This window comes from Microseira wollei NIES-4236 (assembly GCF_020521235.1).
GTDB classification, from domain to species: Bacteria; Cyanobacteriota; Cyanobacteriia; order Cyanobacteriales; family Aerosakkonemataceae; genus Microseira; species Microseira wollei.
In genome coordinates this window covers 59216-75639 of record NZ_BLAY01000020.1, presented here as the reverse complement: position 1 = coordinate 75639, position 16424 = coordinate 59216, and the positions used below count along the sequence as shown (strand labels likewise).

At 44.8% G+C, this 16424-nt stretch carries 17 protein-coding genes; 6 read left to right on the top strand and 11 right to left on the bottom strand.

What is annotated here, in order from left to right; genetic code table 11:
• The 3 genes from MiSe_RS08980 to MiSe_RS08970 form a co-directional block, all read left to right on the top strand.
• The coding region (locus MiSe_RS08980) for a hypothetical protein (protein WP_226577696.1) at positions 1 to 219 on the top strand (219 nt) is incomplete at its 5' end.
• Entirely contained in the window at positions 216 to 644 is a 429-nt protein-coding gene (locus MiSe_RS08975) for a hypothetical protein (protein WP_226577694.1), read from the top strand. The genes MiSe_RS08980 and MiSe_RS08975, both read left to right, overlap by 4 nt.
• Entirely contained in the window at positions 641 to 805 is a 165-nt protein-coding gene (locus MiSe_RS08970; RefSeq protein WP_226577691.1) for a hypothetical protein, read from the top strand. Before MiSe_RS08975 ends, MiSe_RS08970 begins: the two co-directional genes overlap by 4 nt.
• A 27-nt stretch (positions 806 to 832) precedes the next feature.
• Here MiSe_RS08970 and MiSe_RS08965 read toward each other — a convergent pair whose 3' ends face one another.
• The 5 genes from MiSe_RS08965 to hpsJ-A form a co-directional block, all read right to left on the bottom strand.
• Positions 833 to 1702 (bottom strand): hypothetical protein, encoded by an 870-nt coding sequence (locus MiSe_RS08965; protein ID WP_226577688.1) that lies wholly within the window; start codon positions 1700 to 1702, stop codon positions 833 to 835.
• Positions 1695 to 4172, bottom strand: coding sequence for a CHASE2 domain-containing protein (locus MiSe_RS08960; protein WP_226577685.1), 2478 nt, complete (start codon positions 4170 to 4172; stop codon positions 1695 to 1697). The genes MiSe_RS08965 and MiSe_RS08960 overlap by 8 nt, the downstream gene beginning before the upstream one ends.
• Before the next feature lie 227 nt (positions 4173 to 4399).
• Positions 4400 to 5803: a DUF1822 family protein gene (locus MiSe_RS08955; protein WP_226577682.1), complete on the bottom strand. Its 1404-nt coding sequence runs from the start codon at positions 5801 to 5803 to the stop codon at positions 4400 to 4402.
• Positions 5804 to 5835: 32 nt separating this feature from the next.
• The gene (locus MiSe_RS08950) at positions 5836 to 7260 is read right to left on the bottom strand and encodes a hypothetical protein (protein ID WP_226577679.1); all 1425 of its coding nucleotides are present in this window, start codon (positions 7258 to 7260) and stop codon (positions 5836 to 5838) included.
• A 386-nt stretch (positions 7261 to 7646) separates the two neighbouring features.
• On the bottom strand, positions 7647 to 8327 hold the full coding sequence (gene hpsJ-A, locus MiSe_RS08945) for an HpsJ-like protein, cyanoexosortase A-associated (protein ID WP_226577677.1): 681 nt from the start codon (positions 8325 to 8327) through the stop codon (positions 7647 to 7649).
• 110 nt (positions 8328 to 8437) lie between these two features.
• Here hpsJ-A and MiSe_RS08940 point away from each other — a divergent pair, with 110 nt between their 5' ends.
• On the top strand, positions 8438 to 9826 hold the full coding sequence (locus MiSe_RS08940) for a CHAT domain-containing protein (RefSeq protein ID WP_226577675.1): 1389 nt from the start codon (positions 8438 to 8440) through the stop codon (positions 9824 to 9826).
• 265 nt (positions 9827 to 10091) lie between these two features.
• On the opposite strand, the gene MiSe_RS08935 is transcribed toward MiSe_RS08940, so the two are convergent.
• The 6 genes from MiSe_RS08935 to MiSe_RS08910 all read right to left on the bottom strand — a co-directional run bounded on the left by MiSe_RS08935 (position 10092) and on the right by MiSe_RS08910 (position 12009).
• Positions 10092 to 10262 carry a PIN domain-containing protein gene (locus tag MiSe_RS08935; protein ID WP_226577672.1) on the bottom strand — a complete coding sequence of 57 codons (171 nt, stop codon included), beginning with the start codon at positions 10260 to 10262 and terminating at the stop codon, positions 10092 to 10094.
• A gap of 67 nt (positions 10263 to 10329) precedes the next feature.
• On the bottom strand, positions 10330 to 10698 hold the full coding sequence (locus MiSe_RS08930) for a PIN domain-containing protein (protein WP_226577669.1): 369 nt from the start codon (positions 10696 to 10698) through the stop codon (positions 10330 to 10332).
• Positions 10695 to 10913, bottom strand: coding sequence for a UPF0175 family protein (locus MiSe_RS08925; RefSeq protein WP_226577667.1), 219 nt, complete (start codon positions 10911 to 10913; stop codon positions 10695 to 10697). Before MiSe_RS08925 ends, MiSe_RS08930 begins: the two co-directional genes overlap by 4 nt.
• A 47-nt stretch (positions 10914 to 10960) precedes the next feature.
• Positions 10961 to 11287 carry a hypothetical protein gene (locus MiSe_RS08920; protein WP_226577665.1) on the bottom strand — a complete coding sequence of 109 codons (327 nt, stop codon included), beginning with the start codon at positions 11285 to 11287 and terminating at the stop codon, positions 10961 to 10963.
• 162 nt (positions 11288 to 11449) lie between these two features.
• The gene (locus MiSe_RS08915; RefSeq protein WP_264196416.1) at positions 11450 to 11731 is read right to left on the bottom strand and encodes a DUF2442 domain-containing protein; all 282 of its coding nucleotides are present in this window, start codon (positions 11729 to 11731) and stop codon (positions 11450 to 11452) included.
• A 26-nt stretch (positions 11732 to 11757) separates the two neighbouring features.
• On the bottom strand, positions 11758 to 12009 hold the full coding sequence (locus MiSe_RS08910; protein WP_226577662.1) for a DUF4160 domain-containing protein: 252 nt from the start codon (positions 12007 to 12009) through the stop codon (positions 11758 to 11760).
• 295 nt (positions 12010 to 12304) lie between these two features.
• Here MiSe_RS08910 and MiSe_RS08905 point away from each other — a divergent pair, with 295 nt between their 5' ends.
• Positions 12305 to 14194 carry a DUF928 domain-containing protein gene (locus MiSe_RS08905; RefSeq protein ID WP_226577659.1) on the top strand — a complete coding sequence of 630 codons (1890 nt, stop codon included), beginning with the start codon at positions 12305 to 12307 and terminating at the stop codon, positions 14192 to 14194.
• 22 nt (positions 14195 to 14216) lie between these two features.
• Positions 14217 to 16337, top strand: a complete 2121-nt coding sequence (locus MiSe_RS08900; protein WP_226577656.1) for a CHAT domain-containing protein — start codon at positions 14217 to 14219, stop codon at positions 16335 to 16337.
• Positions 16338 to 16424 lie beyond the last annotated feature (87 nt).

Here is a 16424-nt window from a genome sequence, read left to right as displayed (position 1 = left end):
GATTGTAGGGACACGGCAGGAGAAAATTTTGAGTTGACAACTTTGATTGTTGCTGCCGTGCCCCTACCCTTTGATGAGGGGATCTGGGTACGGGCATTTTTGATTGTCGGGACACGGCATTCAAAAAATTTGACCGATGCAACTTTGATTGTTGCTGCCGTGTCCCTACCCTGGCAACATTTGATTGTAGGGACACGGCAGGAGAAAATTTTGAGTTGACAACTTTGATTGTTGCTGCCGTGCCCCTACCCTTTGATGAGGGGATCTGGGTACGGGCATTTTTGATTGTCGGGACACGGCATTCAAAAATTTTGACCGATGCAACAAATTCTGTTGCTGCCGTGTCCCTACCCTGGCAACATTTGATTGTAGGGGCACGGCAGGCAAAAAATTTGACCGATGCAACTTTGATTGTTGCTGCCGTGCCCCTACCCTTGCAACATTTGATCCTAGGGACACGGCGTTCAAAAAATTTAACCGATGCCACAAAGCCTATTGCTACCGTGTCCCTACCCTGGCAACATTTGATTGTAGGGGCACGGCAGGCAAAAAATTTAACCGATGCAACAAATTCTGTTGCTGCCGTGTCCCTACCCTGGCAACATTTGATTGTAGGGGCACGGCAGGAGAAAATTTTGAGTTGACAACTTTGATTGTTGCTGCCGTGCCCCTACCCTTTGATGAGGGGATCTGGGTACGGGCATTTTTGATTGTAGGGACACGGCAGGCAAAAAGTTTGACCGATGCAACTTTGATTGTGGCTGCCGTGTCCGTACGCCGGTTGCATCGAAATTATGACCTGTAGGGGCAATTAGCAATTAGCAATTAGCAATTACCGACAAAGGTAAGTGGTAATTTCTTGACCCAGTTGCTTGAGTTGTTCGGAAGGATTTGGCACGGAATAAATCTCTTGCAAAGCATCAGCCCACAGGCGTTTTTTGGCGAAATAATTAGCTTGTTGTAAAGCTATTTCTTCGGCAGTAGCGCCTTGGGTTTGCAGTTGATTTAATTCGGCGGTGATGCGATCGCGCTCTTCTTTGGGCAAGATCCTAAACAAGATGACCTCAAAATCTTTATCCGACCGATATAACCGCCATTCGTATCGCTGTCCCGCTGGCAGCGGTTCTCCCTCATAAACCGCCGTTGTATCGTTAGGTGTCAGGTTTTTACTCCACAACACTTCCTCGCTGGGACTGGCAAGCAACTCAATTCGCACTGCTGCGCCTTGCCAGATAAAAAGAGGACGATCGTGCCAGATGGCGTTGCCGGTACCCATCAAGCGTGCTGGGGGTGCGATCGCGCAAAGATTCCCCCCGCGCACTCCGATGCGGTTCTGTTCCCTTAACTGGTTCAAAATATCTTCGTACAAGTTGCCGCCGCCAGGAACGCCAGGACCTCTGGGATTGCGAGGCGCTGGACGCGCTTGTCCCCCGCCAGGAGTGCCGGGACCTTTTGGGTCGCGAGGCGGACGCGCTTGTCCCCCCTCAGGAATGTCGCTAGACTCTGGGCGCTGTTTTGTCAAGGATTGCTGCGCCACGGGTTGGTTTTGGGCGCTGGCAGTTGGAAAAAGTAAATGCACCCCAGAGGCGATCGCTGCCACCGTAACAAGCAAAACCAAAAAAATCGGGTTTCTCACCCTTCTGGTAATAGAAACCCGGTGATTGCGTAGTAACTTAAACCGCAACCAATCAAATCTATCCATAATTCTTTCTCCTAATTAGCGCCGGTAGCGCATAACTCCAAACTATTGCTGAAGCTAAAAGCCAAGGGAATAAGATGGCGCTAGAAATATAAACTTGCAAACTCACCAGTCCATATCCGGCAGTAGCGATGCCCAGCACAATTATCCTCCCGCTTTCTCCCCTAAAAGGAGAAAAACTTTTCCGGATATGGCGACGACGATTTGGCTGCAAAAGTGCCAAAACCGCTACTTTTCCCAACAATGCTGCCAAGGCGACGATCCAAACATCGGGGATGGGTATGACCAGCCGCCCGGTGACGAAATGATGCACCATGTATGCATGGGCTTCTCCCCCCGTAAAGATGCGACTATTGTCAAAAGATCCGGGTTGATTGCGCCAATAAGCGATCGCACCCGGTAGAGGAAAATTGTCCTCGCCTTCCTTAGATACTCCCGCCTCTAAATATCCCCCCGGTACGACGATCGCAGCTTGCTTTCCCACGTGGCGCAGTTGGGGTGCATCGCCTTTAGCCCGCAACAGTTGCCACGCGGGGAGGCGGTGGTAAACTTGGTCGGGGGGAATGGAAAAATCCATTATTGGGTGCAACCAAGTTTGCCCCAGTTGATAAGAAAAGGCGGTAATTGGCTGAAAGTGGGAGGAGGGTGAAAATAGACTCGTATAGTTTTGATTCTGCTTTTTTTTAATATCGCTTTTTACCTGAGATAAAAAATATTTTTGGCTTTTCAATTGCGGTTGCAGCGGGTCATGGTTCGATTCAAAGTTCTCTTTATAAGCGAGTGCGATCGCATAAGAAAATGGCAAGCTTTCTACGTCGTAATGCTCGCCTGGTCCTAGTTTCATATATCCCATAACGAAGCGCATATCGCCGTACAAGCTCCAATTTGGACTAGCAATTTCAGGTCGAACTCGCAGCCATTGTCCGGAGTCGTCTTCTAGTTCTACAAATACAAACCAAGTGCCGAATGGTTGCTTTTGCACGGCATTTCGCAGCGACTTTGCTAGCTGCTTGTCGTTATTTTTTTGGGGGCGCGACAGCAGAAAATCTATCCCGATGACTCTGGCATTTAACGCAGAAAGCCGATCGATTAAGCGGGCTATATAAGTGCGGGGCATCGGTCTGGGAATGCCGATATTATCTTTCTCAATTGAGTCTTGATCGATCGGGACTAATAGGACGGGAGGTGGGCCGTTTTTGCCCGTTTGACCTGTGATATTGCGGTAGATTGCTTGCATTAAGACCCGCCGTTCTAATAAAAAGTCCTGCACCGGCAATTGCCAGCTAATTAATAGAAACATCACCAGAAAAAGCAATTCCTGTCTAGTTGGCAGCAACTGTTGCAGTTGTTGTTTAAAACCAAAGGGTTGCAGGCAAAATAATTTAGATCCTGGGTGACAATATAACGACGGAATTAGATAAGCAGAAGGATAGGTGAGTTTTTTTTCTAGTTTGAGATACTGACAAGCTGCCAGCATCGATTCCTGTACGTCTTTGTATTCGCCTAAACTTTGTAAGAACCGCACGAGAAATTCTGCGGCGACTTTGTTGTGAACGGGTTCCCGCATAATTGCGACAGAACTTAACCCCAAGTCAATTAATGCGTTGGCGATGGTGAGTCCGCTACAGGAATTGAAGATGGCAAATTGAATTCCGCGTTCTTTTGCTTTGGTAATATAGGGGGAAATTTCGCTAATTAACATCGATGTATGGGGTGCGATCGCTAACTGTCCCCCCGTTATACATGTTTCGTTGCTGTGTCCGGCAAAAAATAAGATATCCCAGCCTTTTTCGTCGGCGATCGCATCGCAAATTCGCTGTTTTAATTCGCCAATATCTTGTTCGCTTTGCCATCCGACAAATTCAACTTCGGCGATGGGAGAAAGCGATCGCACCGCCTGCCGATCTGCCTGAAAATTCAACCCCGTTTCGTCTCCCAAAATGGCTAAAACTCTAGCTTTGCGGCGACGCAGCACCTGTTCTTCATCCGCTTCTACCCGAATATTCTGCGGCGTGCGAATAATGCGGATATTGCCAGCATTGGCAAAGTCGCTAATTTCCCATGCTTCCCAAGGAAAGCGTTCCAATTCTATCGGACTACAAGTGAGAAAAACATTTACTGGCGGGGATGAAGGATCTATTTTATTAGCAGCTGCGGAGGCGATCGCACGACGAATTTCAAACAAATCTCCACTGCGCAACCAACGATGAAACTCGTACAGCAGCTTCGCTTCAGCTTGCACCAGTTTGGCGTGCCAGTCTACCGGCGGTGGGGGTGCGTTCAAACTGCCACTCGCTTGTACGCGCCCCCGCAATGCGGTTGTATAGAAACTGAGATAGATTTGCTGCCAATCTTGGTACAGTCTCGTCAGTATTTCTGGATAGTTCAACTTCTCCACCAGTTGCTGTCCTTTTCCCCAGGACAACTCAAATCTGCAAGTTTGATCGATTCGTTCAACTTTTAGATGGAACATAGTGGGTAATTGCTAATGGCTAATGGCTAATGGCTAATGGCTAATTGCTAATTGGTCATATTTTATCGGGTGGTTAATAATTGAGCGTACTGTAGGGTCGGGTTTTACGAGAAATATTTGAAATTCAGCGCCTGGTATAAATAAACCCGCCCCTACGTTACGTTACCTATGCAGTGGCAATCGATTATCTTTTACATTATCCCTCCTCTCCCATTAGCAATTAGCAATTAGCAATTACCAAATTCTGGACGAAACGCAAAAGGCGGCAATGTTAATGTCGTACCATTGGGTAAGGTAATAGTTGCTAAAAACTTCTCATCCCACCGACCTGCTATGAGAACATAAAGATAAGTATCCATGCTATTTCTATTTAAAGTTCGCTGTACTAAAACCCCTGACTGATCGCTAACGCGCAGTCTGATCCCGTGGGGTAATGCACTATCGGGTGTTGGACCTAATACTAGCAATAGCGTCCACTCTGGAGTATCTTCTGGAGATAAGAAAGGCCATGTCAGGGCATAAAGTCGCGCTTGAATATCCGCGAGTCCGATATCTTGATAAGCACCCCTTGCCGCAGTGGGAATTTCCATGCCGGTGTGGGCAAGTTGCCTGATAATTTCCTCGAATTCTGCTACGGGTAATAAGGCTTCAAGACTTTGCGTCGATCGCATGGATACGGTAGCAGGAACAAAGGTAGGAGGCATTAGCACCCATGAAAGTCCTTGCGCCAATTCATCGATTTGATCTTGTAACCAACGCGCTACATTGACCGTTCTTTGAGTCAGCAAGTTTAACAAATCTGACAAATAATTTCTCAGTTCGTTTTTGGTTTCTGATGCCTCGTCGCCGATTGCTTCTATTTGCAGTTGATACACCCATTCGAGTAATTCTGGATTGGTTAATACGGCTGCCCCTTGTTGCCAATTTAAGACTTGCCACAAGGCTGTTTCCCTCGATTGCAATAAAGGTAAAAGGGTTTCCAGTTCCGCTTGCACTGTCGATAATGCAGCAACGGGATCGCTGGCAATTTCCGGCAATAAAATGGCACCAGGTTCTAAGCAGCGCAAGTACAGCAATAAACGATCTGCCTCGCTGTCAAACCAAGCCAAAGGCACGCTATATGTCCAATCTGAGTTGGGTTGTAAATTCAAGGAATGGCACTGGGAATTTAAGCGATCGCGCCGCAAAAATCCTCTAATGATTGCCTGTTCAAATTCTTCCTGAATCTCGATTAATACGTAAAAATGCGCCGCAAATTCTGGTAAATCGATCGCAGGTTGTGGTATAATAACTTCCTCATCGGAAGAGCTTCCAGTCGCAATTAAACAAAGTTTAAACGACCCGACGTTTAAATTAGCAACGGCTGGAAAGACATTGGCATATTGAGGTTGCAAAACCGTAGATTTTGCTGATTCTAAAGGAATATCTGATGCTCTTTCATCTAACCATTGTTCAAAACCAAACAGAGCCAAGGCATTGAGATAAGTTTGCCATTGTTGCGATTCATTAGGGATGGCACTGCTAATTTGGATCGCGCGTTCAATGTTAGCAGATTCGAGAGCGATCGCTTCAACGGGAAAAGCTTCAAAGTCGAAATCGAGTGCGGCTAAATTATTTGAGTAATACGTCATGACCTTGCTCCTGGCTGTTTCAAAATCAAAAATCAAAAATCAAAAATTCCTTTGAGTTGTTTGCATAGTCTCTGGGCAAATCGACTTTTAGAAGAACGGTTGGGGTTGCTAGCTTCATCTGTTGCTTCTTGGATCACTTCAGAAATTCTTTCATCGAGGGCGAGTTCAACTTGAGAATCTAGAGATTGCAGGCGTTCCGGATCGACATAAATTTTAGCTTGATTGAGAATGCGATCGCGCAGGGATTCTAACATTTTCTGTCTGACATCGGCGCGGAACTCTTTGAGTTTTAGCAGGCGGGTGACTTGATATTGTGCTTGAAATCCGATCGCAGATGCAATTTCGCCCATTGCCTTGCCCTGACAGTGAAATAAGTGCAAAGCTTGGAGGAATTGTCGGTCTGTTGGGGGCTTTTTGCGTTGTAGATTAGCGACGCGCGATCTTACTACTTTATCCAACGCCAGATCCAAACATTCGAGAAACGAAGCTTGATAAAATTCTAAAAACTCTTCTTGTTCGTCACTTTCCTCATTCTCCGACTTCGGCGACGGATTGTTCTCCGCTTGGCGTCGAATTTCAGGATCGTCGATAGAATCTGTTTGCGGCGTTCCTCGCCGGACAGAAATGCGATATTGGCGCAATTTCCCCGCCATATCTTGCAGTCGCGTCAGGATATCTTCAGTGGATAAATCGAGAATAGCCAGCTTTTCTTGACTCAGTTTGGCAACCAGAGATTGAGCAATTTGCTCTAGTTGTTTATCCGTAGGCGGCTGACATTTACCACCCCCACCAGTTTGACGCAATTTAAGTCTGTCCCGTCGATAAATCAAGTGATAGCTTTCCAATAAGATGCAAGCTTTTTGAATTTCCACGGGTGTGAGGTGGTGAAACTCAGAAAAAATGCGCTGCACTTGTTTCGGAGTCGTGTCGTTAAGGATAGCCCAATCGCTCACCAAATAAACACCCCGTTCCAACAAAAAAGCATTCAGTTCTAGATGGTGCTTCGTTAACTGAGTTGCCCAAGTAGATAGATTACCTCGTTCCGGATTAAACCTCTGCAAAATTTCAGTAGCAAGGGATTTATAAGCACCCTGCCTCAAACTACCACGCTGGTGAAGTACAGCGACATCCACATCATCTAAGACAAAAGAAAATAGATCGTAGCGAGTGAACCCATGTTCCCTGCCAAATTGCTCTTCCAATTGAACGCAAACTTGCTCAATTTGGTTAGAAATAAAGCAGCGCAAACAACCTTCAGCCAAAACGCAACGATCGCTATCATTATGCAGCAAATCCAGCAGTCGGCGTTGGATAAACGTATCCTGCACTTCTCCCCCACCTGCGAATTCGGCAAATTCCTGCCCGAAAAAAGCTGCCAGGGAGTCAATCGCTTCGACTTTGCACCCGCCTGTCGCATCAATTGTCACCAGTCTCCAGTATCTCGATGCTATACCCATAACTGTTTCACCTCTCTTGGTAGGGACATGCTTTAACGCTATATCTACACTACTGGCAGACATACTGGCTAAAGTGCTATCCCACGCCAACATCCTCAATTTTGTCACCTCCTTTTGACTCGCTTGTGCAAACGGCGGTCTTCTCCGCTATCTTTATATATTTCTGGCGTCTATCGACTTATGCAGTCAGGACTTATATCATGTCCGTTTGATTACCCATAGTTAAAACGACGCTCCCGACGCGGAGACAGGGAGACGCTCTGAGTTTTAATGATGGGTCTATTTCCAAACCAACGATTTTTGACAGGAACCCTGTTTCTTTGGGTAGTCCTGGTCTTCTTAACGAAATCCCCGCGTCACCGCTCTCCCTTGTCCCCGCGTCCTCTTCAACGCGCCCAATTTGTTAGCTTCCACACGTAAATAAACAACACCCCAGAAATCAAAGCGCCTAAGTTCCACTTAACCGAATTTTTTACAAGACTAATTTTCTGATTCATGCGGGTCGTTTCTATTTGCGTCTGTAGTTGATTTTTAGCATTCGATATGTCTGATAAAACTCTGTTTCTAAGTTCTTGAGAGTTTTTTACCTCTGGTATGCGTCCTTGAAAATTAAAATTTCTTAAGGCATTATTGATTTCGTCATCTGATGTAGCGCTGCTCAGTCTATCGTTAATTTGTTGTAGTTGGTTTAAACCTCTATTCATTTGAGCGTTCAGTTGAAAGTTATTCAAATTATTAAGACGTAATGTATTATTAATACCTAAAGGAATTATCAACAAAAATAAAATGCCCAAACCTAAAGCCAGCCAAGATAAAAACTTTAATACTATCTCTTCTTGCTCTTTTCGGTAAGCGTCTTTTCCATAAAATACAAATGCCAATCCAATTAAAGGGACGGGCACTTTTTCTACCATTTCTCCCATCACCTGAAATTCCCAAACCGAATTAGTAAAGCGGGGCGGAGTAAAAATATTAATATAATCAAATAAGGATAGCAACAACAGCCCGTATCCGGCTAGACGAAAAAGCGCAACTGAACGCCATTCTGCTTGGTTAAATTCATTCATTAATATAGCCTCCCAAAGGGATTTTAAACGAATATTATAACAACAAATTCAAGAGTATGACCTCCGAGCGATCGCGGCTCGTTTCCCATCGCTTAGCATAGGGTTATATTATGGCAACGGGGGCAGCTATGAAATCCGTAGCGAGTAGCGTTAGCATGTTGCTGGCAGCATTGTACCTGGCGGGAAGCATCAGCGGTAAAGCGGTAGGGATATTGCCCAAACACCAAGCTGTAGTTTTACCAGAAGCAGTTCACTCCGCCCCATTAGAAAACCCGCAAGAGCAACCGAATTTAAGTTCGATGGTGCCGCAAATCGAACAAACCTGGGAAAAGCAATTTGAAGATTATTTTAGGCGCAGTTTCCCCGACCGCTCAATTACAGTTAAAGATATTGCGGATACTTTAAACAGACTGGCGATTCAAACTCAAACAAAACCTGCTCTTCTGTATGTAGTTCCACGGGAACAACGACTAGAATTGGTATTGATTTTGCCTGGAAAACCACCTATTTACAAGCGAGTTGAGGCAGCGAACCGTAAAGCTTTACTCGCACAAGCGAGAGAGTTTAGCCTCACCGTCTCTGCCGCCACCCTTGAGGACAAAAGCAGCTATTTGCCACCCGCACAGCAACTCTATCAATGGATGATCGCACCTGTGGAACGGGATTTGCAAGCGCAAGGTATAGATACGTTAATCTTTTGCATGGGTGCGGGATTGCGTTCTTTACCTTTAGCAGCTTTGCACGATGGGCAAAAATTCCTCACCGAAAAGTACAGCATTGCACGCATTCCCGCTTTTAAACTCACAGATACAATTTATACCAATCTGCATAATTCCCCAGTATTGGCGATGGGTGCGTCGGAATTTAAGGAACAAAATCCCTTGCCAGCGGTGCCGGTGGAATTATCTACGATCGCGCAAAATATCTGGCACGGGAGATTATTCCTCAACCAAGAATTTACCGAGGATAATTTGCGAAGTCAACGCCAGCAGCAACCGTTTAAAATTATCCACCTTGCCACTCACGCCGACTTCCTACCTGGAAAACCCAGCGATTCCTATATCCAATTTTGGGATCGTAAACTTACTTTAGATAAGATAGGGCAATTGGGTTTAAACAACCCACCCGTAGAACTTTTAGTCCTGAGTGCCTGTAAAACTGCAATTGGAAACGAAGAAGCAGAATTAGGATTTGCCGGGTTAGCAGTGCAAGCGGGAGTCAAGTCAGCAGTAGCGAGTTTGTGGTACGTTTCCGACGAAGGAACTTTAGCATTAATGACAGAATTTTATCGTCATTTGCAAACCGCCCCAATTAAAGCCGCAGCACTGCAAAAAGCGCAAATAGAAATGATAAATGGGCAACTGCGCATAGAAAACGGTCAGTTGCAAAGTCATAATGGCAGGATAACGTTACCGCCTGCCTTAGCAAAACATAAGAACGAAAACTTATCCCATCCTTATTATTGGGCGGCGTTTACAGTTGTGGGGAGTCCTTGGTAATAACAAATTAACTTATTCAAGCGATCGCTCCCTAGTCATCTTTTTTTGTTATTTGTGTAAAAATGCGAACACCAATAGCCAATAAAACGATCAAAAAATGGTAAAATAATCAACTAGGAAATCAAGAGCGCTCGCTAACTTACTCCCATTATCTCCAGAAGAGTTAGCGTTATTGCTGCAACAGTTATCTCAATTATCTGATGATGCACTGTTGGCTAGATTTTCGAATTAGACTCCCTGCAAATGAAAGATCGCCTTAACTCAGTCAATTGTCTTCCCCTGCCAATCGTAAAGCTTCTTGAATAATCGCATTGGATATTCGGAAATCAGCTTGCACAAGAGCAGTCAGAAGCGGTTTAATTTCGCTAATTATATCATGTCCGTTGAATTGCCCATAATAAAAAACTGACCCCGTTGTTGCGTAGGGACACGGCATGATAGATATCTCAGACAAACAGATAACGTTAATCATGCCGTGTCCCGGCTGCTAATTATGGGTAATCTTAAGGACATGATATTACTCCCTGACGTTTGGCACGTAGAAGCATTCCCGCTGTTCCAATTACTTTCAATCCAATTTGTTGAGCAACGCTACGGGCTTTTTTGTCATCGAGAATGACGATAATATCGCCAAGTTCCATAGCCAGCGCAATGGTTTCTGCTTCTCCTGCATCCATCTGGGTTTTCAAAGTAGCGGTGACAGCGGTGTTTTGTACGGCTTGAACCCTCAACCAAGGTAACGGATTTTGTACTTCCGCTGCTACAGTAGGGGGTGCAAAAATAACAGCGAACAGTTGAGGAAGTAAGTTCAACTGTCCAATACGTTCCAACCCAATCAGACAAGTGCTGTTGGTGACAGCTTGCTGGCTCAAAGGTTCATCTCCTGTTCCAATTGTTCTGCTGGATAATCAATAACGCTCACGCCAAGTTTACTAACCAATTCTATGAATGTCGGTTTGGAGTATCCGGCTAATTTTGCAGCTTGTCCTAGTGTAAGTCGTCCTGTTTCAAACAGTTTGACCATTAGCAGTAGTCGTGCTTCTTCGACTGGAATCTCTGGTGGTAGTTGTACTGTTAGTGCGTTCATTTTGAATTTCTCCTTATGTTTACTACTTTAGCAATTTTTCCTTCAACTTATAACATGCTTTCTCGCTGCGGTGAGTGAACTAAGACTTCACCGCGAATCACGTTCCATTCATTGTCTGATTCAGTATCAGCAATTAGTACCCATTGGCGAGGATATCGATCGCGTATTTCTGCAATAGTCAAGATTTCCCCTGTGGGTTTGTAATCTGAGCCATTCTTATTTTGAATGAGAAGTTGTGAGGACTGTTTAGCTTCTGCTTGGATAATTTCTTCATTTAGCAGTTGCCAAAGTTTGCGCTTTTCTTCAATTCCTAAAGAAGCGATCGCATCTGCTATAACTTGAAAGGGAATTTGCAGTACTGTTTCTTGGAGCATAAGCCATCTCAAGGAATATTGAGTTAATTTCTATTATAACTCTTGAGAGTCTCTGCAAGAGCGATCGCATATAGAAAACTATTCAACGCGATCGATCTCAATCATTTTGAGCAATATCGCTCTTTACTCTACTGTTAGATATTGCCACCGATACGTCACAGTTTATGTTTGTTCGCTCAGTAAGTTTCCTTCTAATTTTTGAAATTTATTTTCTTTTGGATGAGAGTCAAACCATAGAGCATCAGCACAAAATTCTATTTCTCCAGGCCATTGAATGTATCGACCTTTTTCACCGAGAGAAACTTGGGAGAAAAATTCTGGATCTGCAAGCTTTGCTAGCACGCCACCTCTCTGGATTATGGGATTAAAATCGACAATTATACTACTTTCATTGGCATAGAAAATACGCAATTTACGATCGTCTTCTATGGTGACTTTTGTGATGTTGTATAGCCTAGTAACTTTTTCCTTTATTCCAAAGGTTCAATTGGCAATGGCGGTTCACCTTGACGACAGTTTTCTGATAGTTCTTGTTGATGCAGTGCTGTCCATTCCAAAACCATTGAACGTACACGATTTGGTGCTTTCCCTTCAAGGATAGCGATGGGAGAAATACATACAATTAATTCATATTCTCCGTAAACAGCATGAAAATGAGGTGGTACGTAGTCGTTGTAGAACATCCTGATTAAGATGCCATAAAACTGAGAAACAACTGACATTTGCTTCAACTTTTTTAAGTATACAGCCTAACTATTATATTATCAGATCCCAGGGGTTGATTGGATTTACGGCGATCGCTCTCAGTCAGGTTGAGGAATATCGCTCTTTACTCTCCATTCTGTGGCGATGGAAATGGCGCGATCGCATATAGAAACCCATTAAACGCGATCGCTCCCATAAATCTCACTGCAAAAATCTCTAAAATTGCTTGACTTATGCTTGAGTTATACCTGACTTGCCGTTGGCTGAAAATAAAGCCAGTATAATGTAAGAAAATTTATACCAAGAAAATCTATGTCTCGTCGGGGAATCAGGGTCGCAACCGGGTGCATCCCCACAGTCAAGCAAGCTCAAAAGCGTCGGTTTCATAGCCAGCAAGATTTGGCTGATAATCTAGGACTGGGTCTATCCACTGTCCACGGCTTTTTAAATGGCAAAGCAATTGACCGTCTGAACTTTATCGAAATTAGTGCAGCATTGGATTTAGACTGGGAAGCGATCGCTGTCATCGAAGGTGACCCTTGTATAAATTGGGACGGCGTGCTAGATATCTCGGTTTTCTACGGGCGTAAAAATGAACTGGCGACCTTAGAACAATGGATTTTACAAGAAAATTGCCGACTGGTGGCGCTACTAGGTTTGAGCGGAATTGGCAAAACTTTTTTGGCTGCAAAGTTAGCGCACCAAATTCAGAATCAGTTTGATTATGTTATCTGGCGAAATCTCAATCATTCCCCACCGCTGACACAACTCTTAGCCGATCTGATTCAGATTTTCCCTGGTAAGAAAGAAACAGAGATAACGGTTGCTAGTGGCATATCGCGGCTGATGGAGTGCTTGCGATCGCATCACACTCTATTAATACTAGATGGCGTAGAGACGCTTCTAGGTACTAATCAGCTAGCAGGCAGAGAATATCGAGAGGGATATCAAGATTATGGTCGGTTATTCCAACAGATAGGAGAATCATCCCATCACAGTTGCTTAGTATTAACCAGTTGGGAAAAACCCAGAGAAATTGTTTCGGGGGAAGGACAAACAAGACCCGTTCGCTGTTTAAACCTGACAGGTTTAGACGCAGCCGCCGCTCAGGAAATTTTGAGACAAAAAGGATTAGTTGAACAAGCAGAATGGGAGATGCTAATCGAACGCTACGGCGCTCATCCGGAAGCATTAAGAACGGTGGCAACTACAATTCTAGATTTGTTTAATGGCAGGGCATCTGAGTTTCTCAAGCAAAACGGGATATTTTTGGGTCGAATTCAAACAGCATTTGAGCAGCAATTTGAGCGTTTATCCGATTTAGAAATAGAGCTGATTTACCACTTAGCGGCAGTTGGAGAACCTGTTTCTCTGGATGGATTGCAACAGCGGATTGATTCAGAGGAATTGAAGGCGAGATTGTTAGAAATACTAGCATCATTGGTGTGGCGATCGCTAATTCAAAATTGTTCTAATAACAGTCAGCCGCTGTTTACTCTGCCGCCTTTATTACCAGAAGTATTAAAATATGAGCCGCCGCTGCGAGGCGCACCTGGAAATCGGGGAGACGCAAGTAGCCGCCTGCCTTATGACTTTTTGGCAATTGTTCCTGCAACTAATTTTGGCTTGACGGCTGCTGAATATCCGACATTCTGGCTTTACGTGCCGACTCCACCCCCGTCTTCCATTCCCCTAGAATTGGTGCTGCGGGATGAGCAGCAAAATGCAGTTTATCGAACCACTTTTGAGCTAAATCGCGCAGCGGGAATTGTGAGTTTTTGCCTTCCAGAAGCTGCGCCACCTTTGGAGATTGGTAAGAAGTATCATTGGTTTTTCTTCTGGGATAAAGTTGCCCGCGATAGTTGGATTGAGCGGGTAGCAATGCCACCTGAGCTGGAAAGTCAGTTAAAGAATGCAACGCCAAGAAAGCGCATTCATCTGTTGGCAAAAAATGGTTTGTGGTATGAGAGTTTTACCGAATTGGCGGAATTTCGCTGTCAGTTATTGAGTCAATTAGAGAATGCGACTTTACAGGAACGCACTTTGATTTATGCCGAACATGGGTTGTGGTATGAGGCGCTGATTGAGTTGGTAGGAGTTCGCGACACAATGCCTGTTGCGACGCTGGATGCTGACTGGGCGGCTTTGTTGCAACATCCGCTGGTTCGTTTGGGAGAGATAGTTTCTAAGCCAATTGTTTAGTAATGCTGGGAGGACTGCAAAAATGGGTAAGGTTCTTGTGTCAAACAAGAGTAGTAATCGCTTAAAGGAAATCAATTCCCTGCACAATATGGGAAATTTTTGCTGGTTCGTGGGGCAATATCAGAAGGCGATTGAGTACTATCAGAAGTCCCTGTATCTTACACAAAAAATAGGCGATATCACTGGGAAAGCCACCTCCATAAACAATCTGGGCAATGCCCACTATTCCCTGGAGCAATACCAACAAGCTATTAAATACTATCGCCAGTCCCTAGCTATTGCAACGGCTATTGGGGATTCTTCACAGGAAGCTAAATCCCTGAGTAACTTGGGCAATGCTTTGTGTTCTTTAAGCCAATACCACCAGGCGATTAAGTACCATCAACAGTCCCTGTTAATTTCAGAGCAAATTGGCGATTACTACGTGAAAGCTAGCTCGCTGAACAATCTGGGTAATGCTTACTGTTTTCTTGGGCAATACCAACGGGCAATTGATTATTATCAGCAGTCCCTCAATACATTTCGAGGTATCGGTGTTCGATCTGATGTTGCTTTGGAGAATCTGGGAATTGCTTTCTTTGAATCTGGCGATCTCGCGGCAGCAGAGAGAATGTTACTCACTTCTATTCAAGTTCAAGAATCATTGCGGATAGGGCTAAGTGATGCCAATAAAGTGTCAATTTTTGAAACCCAGCTGAATGCTTACTTCATTTTACAAGAAGTCTTTATAGCTCAGAATAAGCTCAATGAAGCTTTGGAGATTGCTGAACGAGGACGGGGACGGGCATTTGTAGAGTTATTAGCAAGGCGCTTATCCGCTTCCCCAAATACTCAAATGGATATCGATCAACCCACCATCCTGCAAATTCAACAAATTGCTAAAGCCCAAAATGCTACCCTCATTGAATATTCGATTATTCGAGCATTCATAGACTCACAGATATCAGAACTCTTTATCTGGGTCATCCAGCAAACTGGCGAAATAGTATTTCGCTCTGTTGACCTTACTTCCTCAAAGGCTTCTCTAAAAGACCTGGTTACCGACACTCGCGAACTTATCGGTGTCAGAGATGGCAGTCAAACCAAACAGCTAGCTTTTCTCCCTGGCGATTTCGTCAAGCTGAACGACGACGCCCCTGATTGGGAACCTTGGAAAGTAGTAGCAATTGATGCCGAAACCAGCATTCTTTCTCTCACCCAATCGACCTTTCCTGAAGGGTTAACTATTCCACGCCCCCTAACTGATGTAGCCGCAAAAGTAGAGACTCACCACACCAATAATCCCCGCTTGCAGCAACTTTATCAACTGTTAATTGAACCAATCGCTGACCTATTACCAACTGACCCAGAAGCCCACGTTATCTTCATTCCCCAAAGAGAACTATTTCTAGTTCCCTTTCCCGCCTTGCAAGATGCTAATGGAAAATACTTAATCGAGAAACATACTATTCTCACCGCCCCGGCAATTCAAGTTCTAGAATTAACCCGCAAACAACGACGCACAAGGCAGATGTTGAATGCGGAAACAGGGAATTCATTAGTTGTAGGCAATCCCACTATGCCCAAAGTTTCCTTAGTACCTGGAGACACCCCGCAGCAGTTAACTCCTCTCCCCCATGCGGAAAAGGAAGCCCAGGAAATTGCTCGGTTATTGCAAACAAATGCCATAACAGGCGACAAAGCAACTAAAGCCGCAATTGTGCAACAATTGCCCAACGCCAGACTAATTCATCTAGCAACTCACGGGTTACTCGATGACCAGTATGGCATGGGAAGCGCGATCGCTCTCACCCCTTCTCACACTGATAACGGATTACTCACCGCTGAAGAAATCCTCCAGTTGCACCTGAGCGCCGAATTAGTTGTCCTCAGTGCCTGTAACACCGGAATGGGACGCATTACGGGTGATGGCGTCATCGGACTATCTCGTTGTTTAATTTCTGCCGGAATTCCCAGCGTTATCGTATCTTTGTGGTCGGTTCCAGATGCTCCCACAGCAGATTTGATGAGAGAGTTTTATCAGAATTTCCTGCACTGTAGCAACAAAGCTGCTGCCTTGCGCCAAGCGATGTTAACGACTATGCAACAACATCCCAACCCCAGAAATTGGGCGGCATTTACCTTAATTGGCGAAGCTGATTGAATCTGCCAATCGAGTCTGTGTGAGTATTGCCAGTCTTTGGGAAATTGCGATCAAAATTAGCATTGGTTAAGCTAGCGAGTTTGAAAG

Excerpts from the sequence above, each read along its gene's own strand:
- MiSe_RS08935 (WP_226577672.1), bottom strand. The coding sequence starts at position 10,262 with ATGCCGTGTCCCTACGCAACAACGGGGTCAGTTTTTTATTATGGGCAA.
- MiSe_RS08900 (WP_226577656.1), top strand. The coding sequence starts at position 14,217 with ATGGGTAAGGTTCTTGTGTCAAACAAGAGTAGTAATCGCTTAAAGGAA.
- hpsJ-A (WP_226577677.1), bottom strand. The coding sequence starts at position 8,327 with ATGAATGAATTTAACCAAGCAGAATGGCGTTCAGTTGCGCTTTTTCGT.
- MiSe_RS08965 (WP_226577688.1), bottom strand. The coding sequence starts at position 1,702 with ATGGATAGATTTGATTGGTTGCGGTTTAAGTTACTACGCAATCACCGG.
- MiSe_RS08940 (WP_226577675.1), top strand. The coding sequence starts at position 8,438 with ATGGCAACGGGGGCAGCTATGAAATCCGTAGCGAGTAGCGTTAGCATG.
- MiSe_RS08950 (WP_226577679.1), bottom strand. The coding sequence starts at position 7,260 with ATGGGTATAGCATCGAGATACTGGAGACTGGTGACAATTGATGCGACA.
- MiSe_RS08905 (WP_226577659.1), top strand. The coding sequence starts at position 12,305 with ATGTCTCGTCGGGGAATCAGGGTCGCAACCGGGTGCATCCCCACAGTC.
- MiSe_RS08910 (WP_226577662.1), bottom strand. The coding sequence starts at position 12,009 with ATGTCAGTTGTTTCTCAGTTTTATGGCATCTTAATCAGGATGTTCTAC.
- MiSe_RS08925 (WP_226577667.1), bottom strand. The coding sequence starts at position 10,913 with ATGAACGCACTAACAGTACAACTACCACCAGAGATTCCAGTCGAAGAA.
- MiSe_RS08960 (WP_226577685.1), bottom strand. The coding sequence starts at position 4,172 with ATGTTCCATCTAAAAGTTGAACGAATCGATCAAACTTGCAGATTTGAG.
- MiSe_RS08955 (WP_226577682.1), bottom strand. The coding sequence starts at position 5,803 with ATGACGTATTACTCAAATAATTTAGCCGCACTCGATTTCGACTTTGAA.
- MiSe_RS08920 (WP_226577665.1), bottom strand. The coding sequence starts at position 11,287 with ATGCTCCAAGAAACAGTACTGCAAATTCCCTTTCAAGTTATAGCAGAT.